Genomic DNA, 3,033 nt, shown 5'->3' with positions numbered 1-3,033 from the left:
CGGTGTTGGAGCACATTACCGGTTTTATTTTGCGCTGTTGCTTACCTTTAAACCATAAAAGGACGTGATCATGAAGAAATCCCTCCTCGTAGCATCCCTGTTGGCAGCTGTGGCACTGGCTGCATGCAACAAGAGCAACGATCAAGCCGCTGCACCGGCTAGCGACGCAGCTGCTGCTTCGGCACCGGCTGCTGCAGCTTCCGACTCCGCAACGGCTGCGTCGGGTGCTGCTGCTGCTGCGAGCGACGCTGCTGCCTCGGCTTCGTCTGCTGCTTCGGACGCTGGCGCTGCGGCTTCGGACGCTGCTGCTTCTGCTGCTGCTCCGGCTTCGGGCGCAAGCCAGTAAGCTGTCGCGTAGGGTTCGCCTCCGGCGAGAACTGCTTCGGGAGATCGTTTCGGTTTCCCGGGCAGTCAGGCAAAACGCCACGGATTCATCTCCGTGGCGTTTTGCTTTTGGCTTGAATTTTCTAACCCGTCGGCTTTGCCTGCCGGGGTCATTCGAAAACGATTGAAAAAACGCCGCTTTTTACAGCGGCGTTTTTTAAGGCACTAAACCCAAAGCTAAACCTATTGTTCGGTGGCTGCGCCCGGCATTGAGCTTTCTTCAAAGAATGCGCGGACCACGTCGATTTCACGGGTGCGCCTGAACGGCGGCAGGCTTTGCCAGATGCGGCGTCCATAGGGTTTTTCGACGAGGCGCGTATCGCAGATCATCAGCACGCCGCGATCGGTCTCCGCGCGAATCAGCCGGCCTGCGCCCTGCTTCAGCGTGATCACGGCCTGCGGCAACTGATGCACGGCGAACGGGCTCAAGCCCTTCTTCGTCAGTGCGTCGAGCCGCGCGGACAGCACCGGATCATCGGGCGGCGCAAACGGCAGCTTGTCGATCACGACAAGCGACAACGCATCGCCGCGCACATCCACGCCTTCCCAGAAACTCTGACTGCCCACCAGAATCGCGTTCCCATACGCGCGGAAGCGGTCGAGCAATTCGGTGCGGCTCGCATCGCCTTGCACGAGTAGCGGATAGTCCCAGCCGCGCGCCTCGATCGCGTCGCGCAGCTTCGCGGAGATCCGGTCCACCGCGCGCAACGTCGTGCATAACATGAAGACGCCGCCGCGCGATGCTTCGATCGCGGGCAACGCGGCATCGAATACCGCGTCGGTAAACATCGGCGATGACGGCTGCGGCAGATTGCGCGGCACGTACAGCAGTCCCTGCGACGGGTAGTCGAATGGGCTCGGCAACGTCATCGAACGTTTTGCGTTCAGACCCATCTGCGCCGCGTAGTGTGCGAAGTCGCCGCGCACCGATAGCGTGGCAGACGTGAAGATCCACGCGCGCGGCACGCCGGCGCGCTGCTTCGCGAAAATGGGCGCGACCGATAGCGGCGTCTCATGCAACTGCACCGTATGCGAGAAGACTTCGATCCAGCGCACCTTTTCATTCGGGTCGGCGCGCTCGGCATTGGCGTTGGCGACGGCGCCATCGCGCGGCCCGGCCGTGTCGCGCTCGGCGCTCGTGGGCGGCGTGGTCCAGCCGCTCAGCACGTCCTGCAATTCGCGAGCACGGCGCAGGCACGCGCCGAGCGATTCAGCGCGCTCCGCCTGCGCAGCCAGCGCGGCGGCTAGCGCATCCAGCTCGGTTTCGAGTGTGTCGAGCGCGGCGAACAGCGGGTGATCGTCGGCCAACTGGCCGATCGACAGACGCACCGAATCTTCCTTGAATGCGAGGCGCACGTCGCGCGCCGCTCGCTCGAGCGTCGCGCCGAGCTTGACCCAGTCGAGCGCATCGCGCGCATGGCCCAGACCCTCGGCCACCGAATCGCGCGCAAGCTCGAGGAATTGCGCGGTCGACAGCGTCTCGCCGAAAAACAGCGTCGCGGTTTCGGGCAATTGATGCGCTTCGTCGAAGACCACCGTATTCGCAGTGGGCAGCAGTTCAGCCATGCCGGTATCGCGCAACATGATGTCGGCGAAAAAGAGATGGTGATTGACCACCACAATGTCGGCCTGCTGCGCTTCGCGGCGCGCCTGCATCACGAAACAGTCCTTGTAATGCGGGCACTCCTGGCCGAGACAGTTATCGCGCGTCGAAGTGACCATCGACCACACCGCGGCGGTCTCCGGCACGCTCGCAAGTTCGGCTTTGTCGCCGCTGCGCGTGATCTTCGCGAAGCGCACGATGTCCTGCAGATACGAGGTTTCCTGACGCGACGGCAAGCGGCCGTTGTCCGCCGTGCGTTGCAGATAGTAGTGGCACAGATAGTTCGCGCGCCCTTTCAGCATAGCGACCGACACGGGCACCGCGAGCGCGTCGCGCACGGTCGGAATGTCGCGCTGAAAGAGCTGATCCTGCAGATGCTTGGTGCCCGTCGAAACGATGACCTTGCCGCCCCACAGCATCGCCGGCACGAGGTACGCATAGGTCTTGCCGGTGCCTGTGCCGGCCTCGACGATCAGCGTATTCTCGCCGCCGGCACCGTCTGCTTCGGTGCTGCCGGCGGTGTGGGCTTCGACGCCAGCGACCGAGCTGGCACTATCGGCGCCGGTTGATTGCAGACGCCGCGCCGGGCGTTTCTGCGCGTCGAACATCGCCGGCTCGGGCATCGCGCGACCCGATGCTTCCATCGCCGCGGCGACGGCTCGCGCCATCTCGATCTGCGACGCACGCGGCCGATAGCCATCGATCTGACGCGCGAGCAGCCCGTTGTCGGCAAAGATCTCGTCGAGCTCCGTCACGCGCCGCCGGCTCAGCGGCTCGCCCGCGACCGATGCGGCCGCGCGCGGCGCCGGCATGCCGCTGGTGGATGCGTCGTCCGGCGCGCCCCGGAGTGAAGTTTCGTGCGGTGAATTCAAGGCAAGCGTTCCTGCTAAGTCCGGCTCGCGCGCTGCGCGCCCGGCGCCTGCCAGGCCGCGAACTCAGGCGCGTACGTCCGGTTCGAGCTGCAATTGCAGCAAGATGATGGTGTCCTTGACTTTGAGTTTGCGCTTTTTCAGGCGCTGCAACTCGAAGTCGTCGATGCCGGGCTC

The 3,033-nt window shown here is 64.2% G+C and carries 3 protein-coding genes; 1 reads left to right on the top strand and 2 read right to left on the bottom strand.

Annotated elements, in window-relative coordinates; all coding sequences use genetic code 11:
* Nucleotides 1-70 precede the first annotated feature (70 nt).
* Nucleotides 71-346, top strand: a complete 276-nt coding sequence (locus VGH68_RS29385) for a hypothetical protein (protein ID WP_331607255.1) — start codon at nucleotides 71-73, stop codon at nucleotides 344-346.
* A gap of 221 nt (nucleotides 347-567) precedes the next feature.
* Here VGH68_RS29385 and VGH68_RS29380 read toward each other — a convergent pair whose 3' ends face one another.
* Entirely contained in the window at nucleotides 568-2,859 is a 2,292-nt protein-coding gene (locus tag VGH68_RS29380; protein ID WP_331607254.1) for an ATP-dependent DNA helicase, read from the bottom strand.
* A 63-nt stretch (nucleotides 2,860-2,922) separates the two neighbouring features.
* The coding region (locus VGH68_RS29375) for a DUF465 domain-containing protein (protein WP_331607256.1) at nucleotides 2,923-3,033 on the bottom strand (111 nt) is incomplete at its 5' end.

The sequence above is a fragment of the Paraburkholderia sp. genome (genome assembly GCF_036488505.1).
Classification (GTDB): Bacteria; Pseudomonadota; Gammaproteobacteria; order Burkholderiales; family Burkholderiaceae; genus Paraburkholderia.
The sequence above is the reverse complement of the archived record's forward strand: the minus strand, read 5'-3'. Positions and strand labels throughout refer to the sequence as shown.

Excerpts from the sequence above, each read along its gene's own strand:
- VGH68_RS29385 (WP_331607255.1), top strand. The coding sequence starts at position 71 with ATGAAGAAATCCCTCCTCGTAGCATCCCTGTTGGCAGCTGTGGCACTG.